The 18,072-nt window shown below is 56.1% G+C and carries 18 protein-coding genes; 13 read left to right on the top strand and 5 right to left on the bottom strand.

Annotated elements, in window-relative coordinates; all coding sequences use genetic code 11:
- The first annotated feature begins 6 nt into the window (after positions 1 to 6).
- From RGQ15_RS13580 to RGQ15_RS13560, 5 genes are all read left to right on the top strand, one after another.
- Positions 7 to 540: a tail fiber assembly protein gene (locus tag RGQ15_RS13580; RefSeq protein WP_311160842.1), complete on the top strand. Its 534-nt coding sequence runs from the start codon at positions 7 to 9 to the stop codon at positions 538 to 540.
- A 15-nt stretch (positions 541 to 555) separates the two neighbouring features.
- Positions 556 to 843, top strand: coding sequence for a hypothetical protein (locus tag RGQ15_RS13575; protein WP_311160841.1), 288 nt, complete (start codon positions 556 to 558; stop codon positions 841 to 843).
- Positions 843 to 3,845 carry a hypothetical protein gene (locus RGQ15_RS13570; RefSeq protein ID WP_311160840.1) on the top strand — a complete coding sequence of 1,001 codons (3,003 nt, stop codon included), beginning with the start codon at positions 843 to 845 and terminating at the stop codon, positions 3,843 to 3,845. Before RGQ15_RS13575 ends, RGQ15_RS13570 begins: the two co-directional genes overlap by 1 nt.
- A gap of 62 nt (positions 3,846 to 3,907) precedes the next feature.
- Entirely contained in the window at positions 3,908 to 4,321 is a 414-nt protein-coding gene (locus RGQ15_RS13565; protein WP_311160838.1) for a hypothetical protein, read from the top strand.
- Positions 4,322 to 4,402: 81 nt separating this feature from the next.
- Positions 4,403 to 4,999, top strand: a complete 597-nt coding sequence (locus RGQ15_RS13560) for a hypothetical protein (RefSeq protein ID WP_311160837.1) — start codon at positions 4,403 to 4,405, stop codon at positions 4,997 to 4,999.
- On the opposite strand, the gene RGQ15_RS13555 is transcribed toward RGQ15_RS13560, so the two are convergent.
- Positions 4,978 to 5,184, bottom strand: a complete 207-nt coding sequence (locus tag RGQ15_RS13555; protein WP_311160835.1) for a hypothetical protein — start codon at positions 5,182 to 5,184, stop codon at positions 4,978 to 4,980. The genes RGQ15_RS13560 and RGQ15_RS13555 overlap by 22 nt on opposite strands.
- A gap of 84 nt (positions 5,185 to 5,268) precedes the next feature.
- Between RGQ15_RS13555 and RGQ15_RS13550 the strand changes: the two genes are divergently transcribed.
- The 4 genes from RGQ15_RS13550 (at position 5,269) to RGQ15_RS13535 (ending at position 8,750) form a co-directional block, all read left to right on the top strand.
- Entirely contained in the window at positions 5,269 to 5,865 is a 597-nt protein-coding gene (locus RGQ15_RS13550; protein WP_311160834.1) for a glycoside hydrolase family protein, read from the top strand.
- A 90-nt stretch (positions 5,866 to 5,955) separates the two neighbouring features.
- Positions 5,956 to 6,351 (top strand): hypothetical protein, encoded by a 396-nt coding sequence (locus RGQ15_RS13545; protein WP_311160833.1) that lies wholly within the window; start codon positions 5,956 to 5,958, stop codon positions 6,349 to 6,351.
- A 430-nt stretch (positions 6,352 to 6,781) separates the two neighbouring features.
- The gene (locus RGQ15_RS13540; protein ID WP_311160832.1) at positions 6,782 to 7,879 is read left to right on the top strand and encodes a hypothetical protein; all 1,098 of its coding nucleotides are present in this window, start codon (positions 6,782 to 6,784) and stop codon (positions 7,877 to 7,879) included.
- 55 nt (positions 7,880 to 7,934) lie between these two features.
- Positions 7,935 to 8,750 (top strand): glycosyltransferase, encoded by an 816-nt coding sequence (locus tag RGQ15_RS13535; protein WP_311160831.1) that lies wholly within the window; start codon positions 7,935 to 7,937, stop codon positions 8,748 to 8,750.
- A 380-nt stretch (positions 8,751 to 9,130) separates the two neighbouring features.
- Here RGQ15_RS13535 and RGQ15_RS13530 read toward each other — a convergent pair whose 3' ends face one another.
- Entirely contained in the window at positions 9,131 to 9,952 is an 822-nt protein-coding gene (locus tag RGQ15_RS13530; protein WP_311160830.1) for an ABC transporter permease, read from the bottom strand.
- Positions 9,953 to 10,397: 445 nt separating this feature from the next.
- Here RGQ15_RS13530 and RGQ15_RS13525 point away from each other — a divergent pair, with 445 nt between their 5' ends.
- On the top strand, positions 10,398 to 11,255 hold the full coding sequence (locus RGQ15_RS13525; protein WP_311160829.1) for a hypothetical protein: 858 nt from the start codon (positions 10,398 to 10,400) through the stop codon (positions 11,253 to 11,255).
- On the opposite strand, the gene RGQ15_RS13520 is transcribed toward RGQ15_RS13525, so the two are convergent.
- Positions 11,223 to 12,002 (bottom strand): hypothetical protein, encoded by a 780-nt coding sequence (locus RGQ15_RS13520; protein WP_311160827.1) that lies wholly within the window; start codon positions 12,000 to 12,002, stop codon positions 11,223 to 11,225. The genes RGQ15_RS13525 and RGQ15_RS13520 overlap by 33 nt on opposite strands.
- 390 nt (positions 12,003 to 12,392) lie before the next feature.
- On the opposite strand from RGQ15_RS13520, the gene RGQ15_RS13515 reads away from it, so the two are divergent.
- Positions 12,393 to 13,181 (top strand): sulfotransferase family 2 domain-containing protein, encoded by a 789-nt coding sequence (locus RGQ15_RS13515; protein WP_311160826.1) that lies wholly within the window; start codon positions 12,393 to 12,395, stop codon positions 13,179 to 13,181.
- 257 nt (positions 13,182 to 13,438) lie between these two features.
- Here RGQ15_RS13515 and RGQ15_RS13510 read toward each other — a convergent pair whose 3' ends face one another.
- Both RGQ15_RS13510 and RGQ15_RS13505 read right to left on the bottom strand, forming a co-directional pair.
- The gene (locus RGQ15_RS13510; RefSeq protein ID WP_311160825.1) at positions 13,439 to 14,260 is read right to left on the bottom strand and encodes a sulfotransferase family 2 domain-containing protein; all 822 of its coding nucleotides are present in this window, start codon (positions 14,258 to 14,260) and stop codon (positions 13,439 to 13,441) included.
- Between the two features lie 373 nt (positions 14,261 to 14,633).
- On the bottom strand, positions 14,634 to 15,152 hold the full coding sequence (locus RGQ15_RS13505) for a MarR family transcriptional regulator (RefSeq protein ID WP_311160823.1): 519 nt from the start codon (positions 15,150 to 15,152) through the stop codon (positions 14,634 to 14,636).
- Between the two features lie 463 nt (positions 15,153 to 15,615).
- Between RGQ15_RS13505 and RGQ15_RS13500 the strand changes: the two genes are divergently transcribed.
- The gene (locus RGQ15_RS13500; RefSeq protein WP_311160821.1) at positions 15,616 to 15,870 is read left to right on the top strand and encodes a hypothetical protein; all 255 of its coding nucleotides are present in this window, start codon (positions 15,616 to 15,618) and stop codon (positions 15,868 to 15,870) included.
- Positions 15,871 to 16,793: 923 nt separating this feature from the next.
- Entirely contained in the window at positions 16,794 to 17,777 is a 984-nt protein-coding gene (locus RGQ15_RS13495; RefSeq protein ID WP_311160820.1) for a Hint domain-containing protein, read from the top strand.
- Positions 17,778 to 18,072: the final 295 nt, after the last annotated feature.

Genomic DNA, 18,072 nt, shown 5'->3' with positions numbered 1-18,072 from the left:
CCAGCCATGGATGAAGAGGAAGAGGCGGCCCGGCTTGCCGAAGAGGTCAGGCTTGCCGAGCTGCTGATGCAGGGCACGCCGAACCCGGTCCTGCATTACGCGGTGATCGCGCCAGATGGGCATTCCATCCTGCAAACGGGTACCTGTCCCGCAGACATGATCGAACTGCAGGGCGGCGCGCTCCTGTCGGTGGAAGCCCCTCAGGGCGTTACCGACGCCACGCATTACTGGGATGGCGAGGGCTTCGCCGCCTATCCGGCCCGGCCGGGGCCTTGGGCGGCGTTCGACTTCGAGGCAGGCGCCTGGACCGATCCGCGCAGCGCAGCCGATCTCACGGCCGAGCGGGCAGAGGCCTTCACCATCCTGCGCATCGCCCGCGATCGTCGCCTCGCCGCCTGCGACTGGACGCAGGTGCCGGACAATGCGCTCAGCGAGGCCGAGCGCGAGGCCTGGCGGGTCTACCGCCAGGCGCTGCGGGACGTGCCCGAGAATACGACCGACCCGGCCAACCCGAGCTGGCCGGTGCCGCCTGCATCCTGAAGCGAGACCCCCGACATGACCATTCTCACCCACCGGCGCGGCACCCGCCGGGTCTATTCCTTCATCCCGGAAACCGAGGAGGGCGAGGCGACCGATCTCGCCGAGGCCAGCGGCGAGCTGCGCGTCTCGGCCGAGGGGATCTGCATCCCGCTCCCCGGTGTCATCGAGGAAGGCGCGCTGCAGGTCGACCTGCAGCCCCTCGATCTGCCGGCCGGGCAATATACCGCATCGCTCTATTTCGACTGGGGGCAGGGGCCCGAGTTCGAGGGCGATCTCATCATCGACATTTCCGAGGGCTGCTGATGTCCAATATCGTCAAGGTCAAGGTGGCGCGACGTGGCGCACGCGGCGCGCTCGAGCCAGCCGATCGCACGAACCTGAACGCCGCCGTCGCGGCCAATGAGAACCTGACGGCACTCAGGGGCGAGATGCAGGGCGCGCGAGATGAGGCGGTTCAAGCCGCTGGCTACACCGCCGATGATCTCCTCCAGACCGAGGAATACCGCGAGCGGACAGCCGAAGATCGGGCCGTGACCGAAGTCGCGAGAGACCAGGCGCAAGCTGCGGCAGCGGAAGTTCCGAGCCTCAAGGCGAAGTGGCGCCGCCGCCAATTCGTCGATACCCCGAGCTTCGCCGGTGGCATCGGGGCCTGGGTCTCGCAATATCCCGCCCGCATCCTGGCGACGGCCTCGGGCGGTAACCTGGTGCTGACGGGCCAGCTGGGCCAGACCCTCTTTTGCCAGATCTACGAGGGCACGGTGCTGCGCGCGCCGCTCGCGGCCGAAGACTTCACCGCAATCGCCGAAGGCATCGCCGACGGCGCGGCCCAGTTCCGCTTCCAGATCTACACCAATCCCACCGGCGGGGCAGGGGCAATCTATTGGACCAGCCCGACCTGGCACGTCTTCGTGCCCGGCCAGGCGATGAAGTTCACCGAGAAGCTCCCGGTTTCCGGCCTGGTCAATATCAACATCCGGCTGCAATTCCAGGATTACGCCGGCGTCACCATCGCGTTGAGCCGGATCAGCGGCGAGGACACCACCCCGGAAGCGGCACTCCTCAATCTCAATCGCGGCATTGCCGATCTGACGAACATAAGGGAGGCAGTCGCCGGCGGGGCGGCCGAGAACGAGGCGATCGCCAGCTTCAACTCCTCCTTGATCCAGGCCGCGATCAATGCGCTCCCCGGTACCGGCAAGGCGCTGAAGATCGGCAAGGGCGTCTGGCCCTTCCACTATTTCACCCTTCCGGCCGCGGGCGATCTCATCATCGAGATGGAGGATGGCGCCATCCTCAAACCCGCCTCGCAGCAAAATGGCGGCTTCATCCGGCAGCCCTCGGGCGTCAAACCCTATATCCCCGGCCTTGCCACCTTCGGGTTGCGGATCGAGCCCTTCATCGATCCCGCGACCGGGCTGCTCTTCGAGGGCAACCCGCTGGTTGCCAATCTTCGCGACAGCCCGGACCTGCATGGCTGGCATTTCGTCTATCATGGCGACCAGGCCTTCGTGGTCTCGCTGCAGAACTGCCAGGTGCACCGGCCCTATATCTATACTGAGGATGTCGAGGGCGGATCCGGCGGCGCGCGGATGACCAGCAGCGCCGACAGCATCATCTCCGACATGCATGGCCGCTCCGGCGACGATGCCATGATGATCCTCGGCGGCTCGGCCGGATCCTATCGCTGCGGCTTCAGGGGCGCGCGCATGTCGGGGGCCCGGGCCCGACTGGTCTGGGTATCCTGCCACGATTCCGGCGCCTTCGGCGATATCGTCGATTGCTTCGCCACGGATATCGTTGGCACCGAGGGTGGGGAATCGGTCATTGCCATCAACTCGACCAGCGACGAGACCAAGGTGCGGAACTTCCGCTTCTCCGGCCAGGTCAATCACCAGTTCGTCGAGAAGGACGGCCTGGTCGCAGCGACGGCCCGCCGCCCGTTCAACGGCATCATGGTGCTCGGCAATGTCGAGAACACCTTCATCGATGTGACCTCGCGCTCACCCGACCGGCTGCAGACCCTGACGATCATGCAGGGCCAGCCCGGCCTGGAGGCGCCGATTACCCGGCCGAAGAACACGGTCGTGAACCTGCGCGGATCGATCGGCGACCATCTGCCCGGTGCCTATGGTGCGGAGCGGGTCGACGGTTACACCGACAGCTATGGTCACGGCGTCCGGATCCATGGCGCGGACGGGGTGTCGCTCAACTTCGAGGGCTTCGAGATCGGGGCAAACCGCTGCGGCGTGACGGTGACGCAATCGACCGGCGTGGTGATCTCCGGCGATGTCAGGATGACGGATCCGGAAAAGCCCTTCCTCTGGGCCCCTGATAGCACGGCCGAGGTCGAGGCGCAGAAGAGCTACGGGATCGACTTCAACGGCATCCAGCCACCGCCCTATCCGGATCCGGACGTGCCCTATAATGCCGGGATCAGGTGCAAGAACCTGACGGTCTTCGCGCCTGCCGTGACCGAGCTCGGCCAGGTCACGGCCGGCACCACGCGCTTTGCCGAAGTCTCTGGGGGCAACGATCGTCACCTTGGCTGGGCCCCGATCCAGGGGCTGCTGGTCGAGAACATGCCCACCGAGGGCAGCTATATTGCCGGGACCGGGATCACCCTGCGGGAGCCACGCATCGTGGGCGGCACCATTCTCAGCGGCTATCGCCGGCTGACCACCAGCGCGGCGCATCTGCTGGGCACCGACTGGGGCGGGGTGATCTCGACCCTGGTCCTCTCCGGCCCGGTCTGCACTGTCCTTCCGGTGATCGGGGGGACGCCAGAGCGGGGGCAGGTCCTGGCCTGCCCGACCGGAACATGGTCCTCGGCCAGCTCGATCTCCTATGCCTTCCAGTGGCGCAGGATGATCGATGGCGTGATCAGCAATATCTCGGGCGCGACCTCGGCCACCTACACCACGGTCGCGGCAGATGACGGCACAATGATCGATTGCGTGGTGACGGCCAGCGATGCACTGTTGAGTGCCTCTGTCGCGGCAGTGCCCGTCGGCCCGATCGCCGGGGCGGTCAAGATCCTCGAGCCGGCAAGCGTCTCCGGCGACGTCTTCGTCGGGGGCAAGCTGACCGGGACGAGGGCTGTCTTCCAGGGGCTGGGGCCGATCACCATTCTCGATCGCTGGACGCGGGACGGTGTCCTCATCTCCGGGCAGTTCGGGCTCGAATACACCAAAACGGTCGAGGATATCGGCTGCCAGATCAGGTATCGCTCGCAGGCCACCAACAGCCTGCAGGGCGGATACACCCAGTCGCTCTCCGATCCGATCGGCCCGATCGAGGCCCTGTAAGCCTTTCGAATCTCGCCCATCACCGCACCCGCTTCGGCGGAATTTTTTATGCGAGGACATCCATGTTTCCGATTGTCATCCGGCGCCGCCTTGAGGGCGCCAACGGCCGCAACTGGCCGGGTCTTGTCCTGCTCGATCCGAGTGCTCCTTACCCGGCCGCCGTGCTGGCGCAGGAGGCCTGGGAGGCCATGCACAAGCTCAATCCGGCCAATCTGCTCCGCATCCGGATCTCGCCCGATTGGCGCCGGGACTTCGAGATCATGGGACACGAGGTCGAGGTCCAGGCCGCGGCCTTGCTCCATGGTGTTTCGGCACCGGCCTATCGCGCCAGGGAAGCGGAGACCATGCGCGCGGGCTATGCCGGCCTCTTTGCAGAGATGGGACCGGCCGAGATCATCGCGGCCATGACGGCCCGATCGCGCGACGCCCGCAGCTTCGTCATTGCCCGCAGCAAGTGGCTGTCGGACTTTCTCTGATCGGGAGATCTCTGCCGCGCCTGCGCAAAGCCCGCTTCGGCGGGATCTTTCTTATCCATCAGACCAATGGAGACCGCTTTCATGACCCAATCGATCGAGAGCCAGGGGCGTCGCATCGTCCCGACCCTCGGCTTCTTCCTGGACCGTCTCTGGGTCTGGATTACCGGCATCCTGTTCTGGGTGATCGGTGCAATCTTCCTCGCGATCTTCACGCCCTTCTGGGGCAATGTGCAGGCGATCTGGCAGAGCCCGGCGACGCTGGCCGCCTTGCAACACGATCTGGTGGCGCTGCGCTCGGATCTGGCCGCCGCGACGGGTGACAACCGGGTGATCCGGCAAACGCCGGGACTGAGCTATGTGACCGAGCCAGTCCGGGTCGGCGACAAGGTCGTACTCAACCTGGTGATCGAACGAACCGCGCTTGGATCTCGCTGCATCTTCACCAGCGGGCAAAGCCTCTTCACCGAGGCTGGCGGCGTCATTACGCCGGGGTCGCCGGTCGGCCCGACGCGGCAGATCGGTGAAGAGCAAACGCGACTGCGCATCGGGCTGACACCGCCCGAAACGCTGCGACCGGGTCGCATCGAGCTCTACCTGGCGCTTGAATATGACTGCGACGGACGGCGGGTCTTCGACCGCACCGACGTGGTCACCTATCAGCTGATGCCGCTGACTTGATCGAGCGTCTGCGAGAGCTTTTCTAGTGCCGCAACCGCAGGGGCATATGTGTGCGCGACCCCGGGATGGGTGACCTGCATGCGCCTGTAGAAATCCAGCCAGCGCGGTAGTTCGTCGAGCGGATAGGTGCCTGACCAATAGGTGCCGGTCAGCGTGAATGTCGTTTCGTCGTGGGTCGCCTTCATGGCGACCTTCTGCCCCCAGTTCCCCTCAGCTTCAACCCGGTTCGGCCCGCCATCGTGCGGGCCTTTTTTAATTGCGAGGACAGCATGAAGATTAATGACGCTGGTTTGCAGATCATCAAAGACAGCGAAGGCCTGCGCCTGGCAGCCTATTACGACACGGGCAGGGTACTGACGATCGGATATGGCCACACCTCGGCGGCCGGGTCTCCGAGGGTCGCGGTCGGCATGACCATCGCAGCGGCCGAGGCCGATGAGATCCTGCGGCGCGATGTGACAGGGGCCGAGGCCGTGGTTGCGGAGCTCGTGACGGTCGATCTGACCGAGAACCAGTTCTCGGCCCTCGTCAGCTTCGTCTTCAACATCGGCCGCGGCCAATTCGCCGCCTCCACATTGCTGCGCAAGTTGAACGCCGGCGCCGATCCGGCATCCGAGTTCGATCGCTGGATCTATGACGAAGGGGTCAGGCAGAACGGGCTCGTGACCAGGCGCGCGAAGGAACGGGCCCTGTTCGAGAAGCCAATCGCGGGAACGCCGGCGGAAAGCCGGGAGAAACAGCTCCAGCGCCAGCTCGCGGCCCTCGGGCTCTACACCGCCAAGATCGACGGCATCTGGGGCCCGTTATCCCAGGCCGCACTCGAGAAGTTCGAGCTCGCCGCCGAACGCATCCTGGCGCTGGCGTGAAGCTGTCACCCTTTCTGCCGCGCTTCCTCGATGACGAGGCGGCACGACAGCGGGCGCGCAAAATCCTGAAAGAACTGAAAGAGGACGAAGATGGACGCGATCATGCATGCGGTTCTACCGCAACTGCTGGAAATTGCCGGGCTGATCCTGACCGGCGTGCTGACCTGGGCTGCAGCCAAGGCAAAGGCAAAGTGGGGGATCGAGATCGAGGCCAGGCACCGCGAGGCGCTGCACTCGGCAATCATGACGGGCATCAACTTGGCGCTCAGCAAGGGCCTGACCGCTCAGGCCGCCGTTGATGCTGCGCTGGACTATGCGACGAAATCCGTGCCTGACGCGATCGGTGCGCTCAAACCGTCGGCTGAGACGATTGCCGACCTCGCGAAGGCTAAGCTGCAAGAGGCCGCTTTCGAGGGGATCAAGTCCCTGCGGGGTGTCGATGCGGTGACGGCGGTGTCCAGAGAGGTCGGCGCATTGTCACGCTGAACGTCGCTGCTGCCGGGTAGATCACAACTCCTCCCACCCGGCTCGCAACCAAACAATCGATACAAGGCAATTGTTGTCATTGCTAATGTGAGTCGGGAAGTTGGCGAAATGGACAAGAGATCTCCGGTGCGGAGCGGCCAATGGGCACGACTCGGGCGGTGTTATGTTTGACCAAAGTCGGGACGTCCGGGCTAGACATGAGCGGCAAGACGGCCGGAGCCGTCATGTATCAGACTACCGAATCCGTCCGTTGAGCGGCAAACCTGACCCCACCGGCATCGGCCAGTCGCATGGATGCTGACAGTCTCGATCTGCGGCAATATTCAGGTTGCAGAGGGCCTCACGACCAGCAAGTATTTCGCAGCATTTTCATTTCGAATGGGAGCGTCAAAAAGCTTTGACGTTCCCCCAAAATTGCCGAGGGCTGACGATGAGAGATACCAGCATCATTTTCGTACTGGACCCTCCCAAACTCATAGCTGACGGCATCCTTCTCGTGGCGTCGATCCGGCGCCACATGCCGGAGATCGAAGTGATCGGCTATTGTCCGGCCGAAAAAGCCGAGATGATCCCACCCCAGGTCAGCGAGTTCTTCAAGGCGAACTATGCCGAGATCCGCTATTTCGAGGCGACCGGCAAATTCGATCCACCCTACCCGCATGGCAACAAGATCCTGGCCTGCGCCGAGCCGCGCTCGACCGGTTTCACCCTGTTTCTCGATACGGATATCGTGCTCTGGCAGGCTTTCGAACCGTCCGAGATCCTGCACGACAACACCGTCTCGGCGGCGCCCGAAGGCGTGATGACATGGGGCAAATCCGAGGAAAGCTGGCCGCGCGTCTACAAGATGTTCGACATGGAGCCCCCCGAGAAAACGATCAACCTTGCGCGGAGCGGCCGTCCTTCGAAACCTTATTTCAATGCGGGCGTGGTCGGCTTTCCGAACGTGGCCGTCGCCGGTTTCCCGAATTTCGGTGCGCTCTGGCTCGATACGGCGCAGAAGATCGGTGCCAACCCCAAGGTCGAGGAAAGTCGCCCATGGCTCGACCAGATCTCCATGCCGGTGGCGATTGCACGGGCGGGCTGGGCTTACCACCTTCTCGAGAACCGCTGGAACCTGTCGCTGTCGCGCAAGGAAGCCGAGCCCGACATGCCCGGCAAGAAGCTTGAGCGCATCGACGAAACGGTAAGCCGCATGAACGGGGAAGATGCCGTGATCCTGCATTACCATTCGCCGAAGTTCCTCTATGGCACGCGCTATGAAGGCTATTTCGAGGACCTGACCAGGGAATTCACCTGCTTCTCGAACCTTGAGGAGATGAGCCCGAACAATCTGACAAGTTTCCTTGCGCAGAAGCAGGCCACGGACAAGATCAAGGAAATAAAGGCCATCCCGAAAGAAGAACGAACCGCGGAGCAAAAGGCCGAGGCCACCGAATCCAAGCGACAACGTCGCGACCTGAGACAGGCTGCCCGAAACCCCGATTTCGCAAGCTGGCCGGATTCTATTCTGCCGGTCCGAGATTAGATGCGATCTGATTTGCATCATTGCTATAAAGCATATCGTATAATGGAATAATGAATTGCTTCAAGTCATTGGGCTTTGCCGCTTCTCGTATCCGACATTCAATGGGCAAGGTTTCAAAGAGCCCTTGAAATATAATAACACTCAGCTCCGACATAGACTTAACTTGTTTGAGAAAATTTGCCTTCCTAGCATTGTGTCGCAAACCGACCATAGATTTGTTTTGGTTATATTGGTCGGGGAGAACATGCCATATCTTGGTGAGCTTCGGCGACTTGTTAGAAATCGAAATCAAATAGTAATATTCAAGCAACCGGAACATCTTCCACACTTAGAAGTGTGCGCAAGAGCGATGAGCGAGTATAGGAAAGATCGCGCAACTCATATTGCCGAGTTTTGCATGGATGACGACGATGCTGTCCACAAAACTTTTATAGCTAAAACGAGGGATATGTTCAGAATAATCAAGCCGATGTTAGATGACGGCCGCCCAGTAGAACTTGATTTCTGCAGGGGATTCGCTGCTCGACACTATGAAAGCTCATTGACCTTGAAGCATGTGGTGATGCCGCACTGGACGCCAGCGCAGGTCATTTTTCAGCTAGCATCATCAAAGAAAAATTTATTCGAATTTAACCACTATCGCTTCTGGAGAAGCCGCACTTGTGTCTCGGTGGCTGAAAATCCAATGTTCATAAGGACTTTTCACGACTACAATGACAGCGGAACAAAATGGGAAAACATGCTGCATGATGGAGCGTATGGGAATCCAAAGGAAATTCTCCCTGAAGAATTTGGAATTGTCGATATCGGCGCTGAGTATTTCGATACGGGCGGCGGCGAATCAAATAACCAAGTCAAGAAAACAAGTTAGCGAAGCAAGGTGATGCCCCACGAGGTGCTACGTAAAACGATAGATAGGGGCGCCGAAATTCGCCACTGAAAGGGGTTAACGGCTTACGTATGGGGGAAATACTGTCAAGTGAGGCTCGTGAGAATGTCACTACCGCGTATTCCACCACCCCACCAGGAAAGCAAAGAAATGACAACAAAGCTGATTGCTGTCAATTCTAACGTGTGTCTTAAAGGTGTCCGAATGGCCCGTAGAAATACTAATCGGCGACGCTGCTGATATAACGGCTTGACGCGACCATCATCAAATGACGAAGCAATATACGGAGCCCCTCAGATAACTAGAGTCCTGGCAGCCCGCTTTGCCCCAGAGGACCACCAGAAAATACGGAAGACGAAATGTCAGCGGCCCGCCAAGGTGCTAATCGATATAGATTTTCTTGTGACGAACTCTGCCATCAGCCCGATCATCAGAAGGGCAGCAAGACAATACACGATGTATTCAAGCGAAGAGTTGCGCGGAGAATAGTTGATGAATGCAAAGCCGCGGGTCTGATCGATGATGTGAAACAGGGGATTCCAGGAAAAGATGTGTAGCATTGAAGTCGAAAGTGTGTTCGCAACGAACATCTTTCCAGAGAATACCATGTTCATGCGTTGGTAGAACAGGGTGAGAACTTGAGCGCCTTGCGGCCACCAAGGCCGGAAGGCGAGAAAGATGAGTCCGATACAGCACCCCGAAAACCAGGCCAGAAGCAGCATGCCGTAGCACGTGATGGGCTTGTCGATGTGGATTGGTTCAATAAGATAGTTGTAGAAGATTAGAATGACCAAAGCCGAGAAGGTCTGTCGGTAGAGTGCAGCAAGCGCGGCGGCAGCGATCATCACGGCCGTGTTCAGCGGCCCATGTTTCATCATCTGGTTGGTAGGATTGCCTGCTCCCGCAACAGCACCTATAGCCTGCGTATGAGAAAGAAACATGAAGATGCCGGACATGATGTAGAGGATGAAGTTCCCTCTAATCGGAGAGCCTCTAATGCCAAGAATCGCATAAAGCATATAAAACCCGGCTATCATGGTCAGCGACTTTGCGACTGTCATCAACAAGCCAATGATCGCATTCCTGTCGCTTTTCCTCAGATTGTTCACGGTTACGTGGTAGATGAGGGCCAGCGTGGTGAACGTAGCCTCTAGCATGTTGCGATTGCGGCGCTGTACGAACATCGATGCCTCGGTTTCAGACCCGTGGACTAAGGGACCCTGTCCTACGCGATCGATAGCATCTTATTGAGCCATTGTGGGGTAATCAATGGCCGCTACTCCTGCGCCGGACTACGCTCAACCAATGTTACACTGCGGTTCCACGAGTCATAAAATCTCGAGGCGGACCGACCTGTGACGGGAGGCCGACCCAGAAGGCACTACAATTCCCGCTCGTAGGCAGTTCCGACTGTCTATCGGCAACTTGATCGCCTCTATTTGCTGAAATAGCACTCAGCACCACCAAGCAGGCTGGATCCCTCTTGCGAGGGCGTGACCGAATCTGTTGCTTGAGGGGTGGAAGAGCCCCCGTCCAGGCTACATACTGCATCGATACATCCTTCAGGAGCGACCTGTGCCCCAAAATTGCTTACTCATCCGGACCACAGAAGTTAACGATGAGTGCCGTATGGCCGCTCAACAGTACGCCGCGCAGTTTCCCGGCGATATTTTTTTCGTGGTAGACGCCTATTCCGACCCCGATCAAGAACTTCAGTTGGTCGAAGGCAACACTCTTTTGGCGGGTGGGAAATTCCTGGCCAAATGCGGTTTGACGTATTTTCCAAAAGTCGGATGGCAATGTGGTGACTTTGCGTACTACGCAGCCAGATCAGCTCTTCCAAACTATGACTACTACTGGATGATCGAGCCCGACGTCAGGATCACTTATAATGATGATGGCGGATTTTTTCGCTTATTTGAAGCGACAACGGCAGACTATCTTGGATCAAATTTCGGGAGACGACCACCGTCTTGGGGTTGGCATAAATCTGTAGCGCGGTCTGTCAACGGAAACGTTTATGGAGCAACATTTCCGATATCAAGAAGCTCGGCACGGCTGCTCGATTTTCTTACGCTGCGCCGTGCTGAGTATTGTCAGGAGTATAAATACAATCCGTCTGACCCCAAAGAGTTTGCAAATGATGAGGCGTTCTTCGCCTCCTTTGCGGTTTTTGGGGGCTTCAAGTGTGAGTCTGTCGCAAAACGACATCCTCAAATAATGACCCATTGTTCATCTGCTGTCCCGATCCTAGAAGAGGAGGTTCCGCACCTGCCGGGAAAAGTTCTCCACCCAGTGTGCAGGGGGGCAAGAGCTAAGCAAAAGTTCCGCAGGATGCTTAGATCTAGCCCCAAGAAATTGGCCCAGAGGATGGAAGAAGTCATGGCTAGGTTCGGGGAGGAGTTGTGGATCGAGAGCTCTGGCCTAACAATTGACGAGGTTAACCTAGCTGCGTCAGGCTCTGGCCTCCACAAGCGCCTTGGATAGAAGCATTTTTAGCTTCATCAGGTCTGCGCCGGAGTGTGTGCGATTTAGAATAAGAAAGGCCTCCTCCATCGAGGGGGTCACGCTTTCATTCGTTCGTTTGGGCAAATTGAGTGCAGAAATTTCTTCTGAATCAAGTCCTGCCCATAGAAATAGGGTGTGTCCTAGACCTCTTTCTTTATCGACCGACATATCCACATGAGTGAAGTCATAACCCTTAGCGAGGTCTCTAGCTAGGTCGGCGGTGTCACCTTTGAATTTAAGTGCGTTCAGGAAATTTTTCTTGTCCATTTTTAAATGGTGCCGTCTAAGAGCTTCTTGATAAACGCTCTGGATCCATTTATCTCGCGGCCGGGTGTAGGTAAAGAAACGAACGTTTGGAAGCTCCTCTGTCATCATGTCCATAACAGGGCGAATTTTCTCGTAAAGCCCAAATTCCCGTTGCCTGCCAGGAAGGAATCCAGCCAGCTCTTCGTCTGATACTAGAATATTCTTCCCATCTGATTTTATGATAATATCACGAAGAACTACCCTTGCGCCACTAAGGTCAGTTTTTCCCCTGAAATATTCCTGAATGGCAGTTCGCAGCGCCTTGCTACTTCTAGGGTTTCGTTGGTTAACTACGTGGTAGCGGGAAAATCTCTTTGGGTTAAGTCTCAACGTTTCTTGAATGAAAGTCGATCCAGTTTTGTGAAACCCAAAGTGCACGAAACTTTCCATTAGTCGTCCCTTCTCCAGATGCTCTATCACTGTGCTCTCTTAGGGGTTCTGTCAACTGCGGTAACGCAGGTTCTGGAATAAACGTTAGGTGGATCAAGCTGTGCTGCAGTCGCGCACACGTATCGGGCCGCCACACCCGAAGTCGATTGAACAAGGCGGTCGCAGCTCTAGCGCGGAAGGCATGGCAAGATTTCGCTGATCGACTTGGTCTCTGCGATGCAGTTGATTCTCGACAGTTGTGGGCGATGTCGCAGTTTTTGCCAAGCTTTCCAGCTTCACCGTTGGGGTTGATCGTCGCAGCCCGTCAGTGCTTCTCGGGTTGTTCGAGTGAGTCTAAGAAGCGTTTGATCACGCGAGCCTTGCAGTCGGGTGCAAACGCTGTCAGCAGTTACTGATCTCTACACTCTAGCCGGAGCGACAATGCCGTTTAAGGACCTGGATCGAGTTGACCTTCCCGCTTTCATCGAAAGTGAACGCAACGAGGAGGCTCTATGGTTGTTCATGCATATCCCGAAAACTGCCGGTTCGTCTTTTTCGGAAGCAATGGCAGCTTCTCTATCGCCCTACCGGAACATTGAAGTGGATTATCGTGATGGTTCACGGTCATTTTCGGAAAAAATATCCAGCGCGGCGAATCGCTTTATAGATGAGGCTCAGTCCACCCGCTTTAGATCTGCATCTGGCCACCTAACTTACGATCTTGTTCGGAGAATTCGTGCTTCAGTTGAAAATGTCAAATTGATAACTTTTTTGAGGGATCCGGTGACTCGAGTAATATCGGATTATCGATATCAGCGGACGCCAATGCATCCGCCTTATCGAGAGTTTATCGAGAAGTTTCCTACCCTTTTGGATTATATAAACTTTGCTCCTTCGCAGAATACCCTTCTCGAGTACATATGTGGTAGAGAGGGCTCTCCTTCGGCATCGAATGCTATAGATATCCTTGATACGGACTTCTGCTTTGTTGGCTTACAGGAAATGTATCCATTTTCGTATTATACAATGATGGAGCTGTTCGGAGCTAGTAACGCTCGCCCAGTCGAACATCGAAGAAAGACGCCGGATACGCCTGAAACTGAAGTGGAAGTGACAGACGATGTTATTAAGCTGATTAGGGACAATAACGCGGGTGATCTTGAAGTCTTCGAGCATGTGAGGTCGCGTTTAATGCGGCATCGAAACACATTTGCTCGGATCTCGGGGTAATGATGGCGGGCCATGGCCCGCCACTAAAATAAAACCAGTGTTAGCTTTCCGGAGTCTTCGCCTGAGCCTTTAGTTCTCTTATGGTGTTATCTAGCTCGGCAATAATATTCAGAAGTTCAATCTCACGCATCGTCGGCATTTCCGACCTCTGCACGGGGAGGGCTGAGCTTGAAGTGTTCTCGTCCTTTTGGGATGCTTCGTCTATCATAATTTGCGCTCCAGTCGGTTCGATGTGTTGGTGGGTTGCAACGACATGATTACTCGGCTGCAATTCCAAGCCAAAGCTCGCGTTTCGATCTTATGAAATCGTTCATCTCAGACCGGCGCTCGGCCAACGTCTCAGTCACCAAGTCATACAACGCAAAATCCTTCATGTTCAGAGACTGAATTTTTTGAAGGGTTGTCGCATCAATTTCTACCTTATTATCTTTCTGATTTGCGGTGATGTTGACTTTTGCTTGCATTGCCTTGGGGCAACCAAAAAGAGATGTAAAGAACGAAAAGTCGTCAGCGAGTGTTTCTAGTGTCCCAATGAAGGCGTAACGATTGAATACTGAACGCATCATCTTTTCGTCTGCGTCAGCGTTCTGCGACGAAACAAACGCCCACATTTTATTCTGAGATTGCGGGTGGTCGATGTAATCATCCAGCGTCGGGAATTTCTCCGAAAACTCAACATGGGTCGGGTGCTTCGGAGTTTTGGCGTATCTATAATCGGAGATGAGGCGCTCTGCAGGGTTTCTTAGGAAGGTAATCAAGCGCGCCTCGGGTAGTGTCTCGAGAATTCGATTTAAATGAGGTCTACGCAGGTGTCCCGACGCCGAGCGATACTTGTATGTTGGGTAATCCGTGAGGAAAGCATCCACCGCATCCATCAGGCTATCCGCGCGCGATGCAACCCCAGGTCTGTGATCTGCGAATATATTTCGGTAAGGTGGGAGTACTTGACGAAGTTCATGGGTCAGCGACGAGCCCGCCGTTTTGGGAATGTGGTGAAATACCCAAATTGCATCGGACTGGCTAATCTTGCCTGCGAAGCGCTCGACGCCGTGTGCTTTTAAGGTGTTGAAGGTAGACATTGTGGTCCTATACTCTACGGGGAGCTCGTGGGTGGTTCGAGTTCGTTGTTGTTCGTCAGTGATGCGATCGGCCTAGATGGTTGTACACTTTCTGTGTATGGCGATGGATGACTAAGAACAAATGTCCCATCGGATCTACTGCCGTCGTTGACGTGTGGACGCCCGTGCTGATTATGATCCTGGTGATGGCAAGGTGTCAAAGCAAACCAAGTGCACATGTTCATTTGGAAGTAGGCAGGCTTCAGGTGTGGAGCATCGTGGCGCATTATGTAGATAAACGATGCACACATCGTTCGACATGCTAGCTTGCTGCTACAGTAGAAGGCCAAAATGCTCCATTGGGGATTGTGTGACGGGAGGGTTTGGGCTTGTTTCACTCTATAGCTGATGGAAGTCGCTCGGCGTCGTCCCCAGGGTCGGCATCTGATAGTGTTCTTGTAAGATGGAGTAAGAACACCTTTGTGGGTCGGACATTCGCTTTTGGAAGAGTAACATTCAACTCCCCCGCAGCTGCGTCAAAAAGCTTGGCTACAGCGTGATGCAGTTTCTTGCCATCGTCAGTCAGGGTCAGGGTTACCGCACGGCTGTTGTCCTCAGAGGTCGACGCAATATAGCCATAGGACTGCAGTTTTCTGGTGGCTTGAAACGTGTGTTGGCGTGATATCCCCAGTTTCCGAGCGATGTGAAATGGCCGAAGGGGACCGTGATTGGTCAGAAGATTCAGCATGGCCCATTGTGTAGCGGTGACGTTGGGATCTGCTTCCTTCAACCTATCGGTGAACCTAATCTGCAGGAGAATTGATGCAGACACGATGTCTGCTACATCCTTGGCATCTTTCTCCGGCGCGCGCTGAAGGACAGTTTGATCGATCTCGCTGGATTTTTCGTTCATGCTCATGATCTTCGTTTGCTGTTAGATGCATCGTAATAGGATCCGCCGCCTGATCAAGGGTGTTTACTGCTTATTCCGTCCGGTCGGGTCGCGTCAAACTGATCTTGGATGAGGAGCGGTGCAGCAACGATGAGGAGACGAGTTTGATCTGTGCCAGGTCGGGCGAAGTACCGGATGCCTAGTGTGAGGCTGCGTAAGTCTTTAGTCCACGACTAGAAGATTGGCGGGGACGACTTCAGATGCTGAGACGTTGGCGTTGGTCATCTATAACTTCTTGGAACAAAAGGAAATACTTGGTCCTGCTGCTGAGCGGTTGAAATTTAGGCAGTGTTTTATCCGGATGCCAACGCTCCTCACGTTTGTCTATTGCGTTTACAAAATTGTGGTGCAATGGTAAACGGGCGCTACTGAAGGTGATGTGCCTAGGGATGCGCTCGCAAGCTCAGTTGGAGAATTTAGAACCATGACGACAGACACGGAAGAGAAGCTGGCCGATGTTGAGCAATCGATGACGGAGGATACTGGCGGCGATGGCAAGCGAGTTGCTGTTCGTGCGCTAGCGCGTGCTCTATGGGCATCTGAGAATCAACATGCTGCTGCCGGCGACGAGAAAGTTGCCCAAGAATGGAAAGATGCCAGAGTTAGGATGGTTCGCGTGGCGAACTCAACCATTCGTCGGCTGAAGGCGAAGGGCTTTATTCTGGTTAAAGCTGAATAACCATTTGTGCCTGCATCCGGTTGCGGATGCGGGCTTCCTCCTGATAGCGCTTCGGAACCGCGAAGTCCTGTCGATGGTTGCGGCGTTTCGGTGTCGCTGCAAGCTGAAGATTTGCAGCTGGAATTTGGCAGTGCGCAGTCGGCGTGCCGTATTTGGAGTGGCGATACCCGGCCGCAAAGATCGACGAACTTCAGGACATGCTGTATTATTTTTGTGCATCAATTTGTGCATCTATTTGCGCAACAATAATTTCGAATAATCCTCTATGTCTTTGATATGATGCATATCTTGATGTATATTGTTGATCCATGGAGCCCGCTACCCGCTCCAAATCCCAATCCAGATGCCGCCGTAGTCATCGACGCTCTTGTGTTCGGTCGCTGGCTGCGCGATGCGGTCATTGACTGCTCAGGTTCAGCAAGGCTGCCAATGACCTTTTTGTCTCTGCCCTGTCAGGCCTTTTTATGCCGAGGTCGTGCGTCAATCGATTTCCGGCAGTGATTGGCGACCGGGCGCGGGCGGTTTGAATTCATACCCAACGGGTTTTTCGACCAGGGATTGATCCTGTTTTCATGATCTTCACCTGAAAATCGAGGCGGCTTTTCGGTCGAACAGGTCGCGCGATATAAGATTCAAGGCTTTGGATCTGTAGTCTCGACGAGAGACGGTCAGTTTCTGGCCTGCCCGTTATAGGGCGGGCGGATCGGGGCGGATGGCATGTCCGTCAACCTATGATAGTTTTTTCGCTTACTGATACGCCTATAAGGCGTCGAATTATTTTCCATTGACAGTCGTTTACAAACATCACTTCATTGGGTGGCGTGGTCTTGCAGAATCAGTTTCCTGCGAGAACCGGCGCAAGTGTTTGGCCGTTTACGATTTTTGTCATCACGATTGTGATACGTGTTAACTAGGGGAAGCCAATGCCTGCCATTTACCAAGTCAATTCCGTTGCTATGTACCGTTTCGATGAAGCCACAGATACTTACACGTTGATCGATGGCGAAGTTGCAGGTGAACAGAGCAGCGAACTGGGAACCAGCCCTGCGGCTTTCTCCACCACATTCACGACAGAATCCGAAGACGAATATTTGAACGTGGGCGACACTGGAAGCACCACCGAAGGCGTCACCGCGACCTATGTCGGATATGTATCGATCGGAAATGCGACTTATCTTGTCGTGACCAACGACGATGGCGACAACACTTTTTACGTCGGATCTGAATCGGCCAATCTCGCGAATTTCCCCACAAGTTTCACGGCGACCCAGATCAATACTACGCCTCTGCTGCAATGCTTCGCCGCCGGTACGCTGATTGCCACGCCCAATGGCGACAAGCGGGTCGAGACATTGACCTTCGGCGATCACGTCATGACCCATGATGGTCGCGAGGTCCCGGTCAAGTGGATCGGGCGGCAGACCGTTCATAAGATATTCACCCCCGCCGAACGCTTCGTTCCGGTCCGGGTAAAGGCAGGTGCGCTTGGCCAGGGATTGCCCCATCGCGACCTCGTTCTGACGGCGGATCACGCCCTGATCATTGATGGTCTCGCGATCAATTCCGGGGCGCTGGTGAACGGCGCAAGCATCGTCTTCGAGCCGATCGAGTCGTTGGCCGAACGCGTCACCTATTACCATGTCGAGACAGAGGATCATGACGTGATCCTTGCAAACGGCGTGCCCGTCGAAACCTTCGTCGACTATCTCGGCAGACGTACGTTCGACAATTTCGACGAATATCTAGAGCTTTATGGCGACGAAAGGATCATTCCGGAAATGCCGCGCCCCAGAGTTTCGGCGCGCCGCCTGGTTCCCGCCGCACTGCGCGAAAGGCTGCAGGGCTTTGCAACGTCAGCGCATTCGGAATCCTTGGCCTGTGGGACTGACTTGCGGCGCGCGATCTGATTTGTCGCCAATGCGATTCGATTCGTCACGCTTTGCGGAAGGACGGACAAGTTTCGTCCTTTCGACGCGTGTTGGAAGGACCTGATCGGGAGTCTTGGGTCGATTTTGCCAGGAAATCCTATCTGACTGGCATTCCTGAGAATTTTTCCAATTCTCGTTTTACAATAATCCCTCAGCATTTGGTCGTAGATGCCGCGGCTTGCAACAGTGCCGATCTGGGACGCCTTGCAGTTCGCTCGAAGGTTGACACGCTCTTGAATTCGTCACTTCAATACCTGGTGCCGCGATACAATCG

It is taken from the genome of Paracoccus sp. MBLB3053 (genome assembly GCF_031822435.1).
Lineage (GTDB): Bacteria > Pseudomonadota > Alphaproteobacteria > Rhodobacterales > Rhodobacteraceae > Paracoccus > Paracoccus aurantius.
The sequence above is the reverse complement of the archived record's forward strand: the minus strand, read 5'-3'. Positions and strand labels throughout refer to the sequence as shown.